3 protein-coding genes are annotated in these 1,864 nt (G+C 59.9%); all 3 read left to right on the top strand.

The genetic code is table 11. From position 1 onward, the window contains the following. Positions 1-212 precede the first annotated feature (212 nt). On the top strand, positions 213-665 hold the full coding sequence (locus tag ABL922_RS14760) for a GyrI-like domain-containing protein (protein ID WP_349024965.1): 453 nt from the start codon (positions 213-215) through the stop codon (positions 663-665). Continuing rightward, complete coding sequence (locus ABL922_RS14755) at positions 662-1,042, top strand: YciI family protein (protein ID WP_349024964.1); 381 nt, start codon at positions 662-664, stop codon at positions 1,040-1,042. Before ABL922_RS14760 ends, ABL922_RS14755 begins: the two co-directional genes overlap by 4 nt. Before the next feature lie 61 nt (positions 1,043-1,103). Beyond that, positions 1,104-1,784 (top strand): DNA alkylation repair protein, encoded by a 681-nt coding sequence (locus ABL922_RS14750; protein WP_349024963.1) that lies wholly within the window; start codon positions 1,104-1,106, stop codon positions 1,782-1,784. The last annotated feature ends 80 nt before the right edge of the window (positions 1,785-1,864 follow it).

Raw genomic sequence — 1,864 nt, 5'->3', positions numbered from 1 at the left:
GACCCGACGCCGGAATACCAGGTCGAGACGCGATTTGAAGCCGACGGCGCCGGCACGCTGATGACCATGCGCATGACATTCCCCGATGCGGCGGCGCGCGCCGCGATACTCGCGACCGGCATGGAGCAGGGAATGGAAGCGGGCTACGCGCGGCTCGAGGCCATGGTTTGATTCGCCGATTCACATCCACATCTCACGATGGAGCAACAACGATGCTCGCCGCTCCACAGATCATTCAGACCACGGCACAAGCGGCGGCCGTCATCCAACTCACTGTTCCGCACGGCGAGTTGATGTCGGCCCTCACCGCACAAGGCGTGGAGCCGATCGGCGCGGTGTTCGCGCATCATCTGACGATGAGCCCGGACGTCTTCGATATCGAACTGGGCATGAAAGTCTCGAAGTCGGTTAAAGCGGCTGAACGCATGAAGCCCGACGAACTTCCAGCAACAAAAGTAGCACGCACAATTTACAGCGGTCCCTACGAAGGCCTGCCATCGGCCTGGGGCGAGTTCGACGCGTGGCTGAAGGCGAACGGCCACGAGAAGGCAGAGTGCCTTTGGGAACGCTATTCCGTCGGGCCGCAATCGACCCCCGATTCGGCAGACTGGCGCACGGAGTTGAACCGGCCGCTCAAGAACTTACCCGCAGGAGCAATGCCATGAAATTTCTGTGCTTAGGCTACTATGACGCCAAGAGTATGGACGCCCGCCCGAAGGCCGAGATTGATGCGATTATGAGTCAATGCCGACCATTTATCGAGGAACTCCATGACACCGGTCAAGTCGTCATGGACGCGGGTCTTGACTTGGAGACCCGGCGTCTGAAGCTGGTGCGTGGTAAAGTCGAGATTGTTGAGGGCCGAGTTCTCGAAGCCTGTTCGCGAATTGGCGGCGTGTTCGTCATTGAGGCGCGCGATATGGAGGACGCCATTCGGGTCGCAGCCATGCACCCGACCACGCGGGTGAGCGACGGTGAGCAATTCGGCTGGGCCATTGAGATCCGTCCGATTCACACATTTTGGCCGGCAGACGCAGCTTGAACTCGCACCTACCCGCTTGTACACTGGCTCAATGCGACATGCCGACTGAGGGGTTGGCTGGATGAAACCGACAACAGCCGATGTCCAGGAAGTGCTCAAGGCGCTCGAACGTGTCAGCAGTAAGGGCGTACGCGACGAAATGTCGACGCGCTATGGCGTCCACACGAAAAACGCGCTCGGTGTGGCCATGCGCGACATGCTGGCGATCGCCAAGGAAATCGGTGTAAACCACCGCTTGGCGCTGGCGCTGTGGGACACCGGTGGCTATGAAGCGCGAATGGTGGCGTCGATGATCGATGACCCGGCGCTGGTTACATCTGCGCAGATGGAACGTTGGTGCAAGGACTTCGACAATTGGGGAATCTGCGACACCGTTTGTTTCAAGCTGTTCGACCGCACGCCGCACGCTTGGGCAAAAATTTGGAAATGGGCCGCCAGCGACAGTGAGTTCGTCAAGCGTGCGGGATTTGCGCTCCTCTGGGCTCTCAGCTTGCATGACAAGTCTAAGGCGAACGAGCCATTTGTTCGGGCATTGACCCTGGTCGAACGCGAAGCGGACGATGACCGGCATCTGGTGAAGAAAGCCGTGAGCATGGCCTTGAAGGCCATCGGCAGACGAAGTCCTGAGCTCAACAAGGCCGCGCTGGCGGTGGCGACGAAGTTGTCGCGCGCGCCGGAACCCGCATCGAGGTGGGTCGGCAGGGATGCGGCCCGGTGGCTCGTGCGCAATCAAACTTCATGACAAGCGTCAAACACGAATCGAGCACAATGTTCGATGTGGTTCTTGCCGTGCATTGCCCAGGTGTCCGAGCCCGCGCCCTC

Source organism: Sphingorhabdus sp. (assembly GCF_040079335.1).
GTDB lineage: Bacteria > Pseudomonadota > Alphaproteobacteria > Sphingomonadales > Sphingomonadaceae > Sphingorhabdus_B.
The sequence above is the reverse complement of the archived record's forward strand: the minus strand, read 5'-3'. Positions and strand labels throughout refer to the sequence as shown.